The sequence below is a fragment of the Paenibacillus sp. J23TS9 genome, from assembly GCF_018403225.1.
Lineage (GTDB): Bacteria > Bacillota > Bacilli > Paenibacillales > Paenibacillaceae > Paenibacillus_AQ.
This window is the reverse complement of the sequence record NZ_BOSG01000046.1, coordinates 1-250: the sequence shown is the minus strand read 5'-3', so window position 1 is coordinate 250 and position 250 is coordinate 1. Positions and strand designations below refer to the sequence as shown.

At 54.8% G+C, this 250-nt stretch carries 1 rRNA gene; it reads left to right on the top strand.

Going from position 1 to position 250, the window contains the following annotated elements:
- Positions 1–250, top strand: a 16S ribosomal RNA gene (locus tag KJS65_RS29635); the annotation flags it as partial.

Sequence of the window (250 nt, the reverse complement as noted above, 5' to 3'; positions counted from 1 at the left end):
TCCTCTAGAGATAGAGGCGGCCTTCGGGACAGAGGTGACAGGTGGTGCATGGTTGTCGTCAGCTCGTGTCGTGAGATGTTGGGTTAAGTCCCGCAACGAGCGCAACCCTTGATTTTAGTTGCCAGCACTTCGGGTGGGCACTCTAGAATGACTGCCGGTGACAAACCGGAGGAAGGCGGGGATGACGTCAAATCATCATGCCCCTTATGACTTGGGCTACACACGTACTACAATGGCCAGTACAACGGGA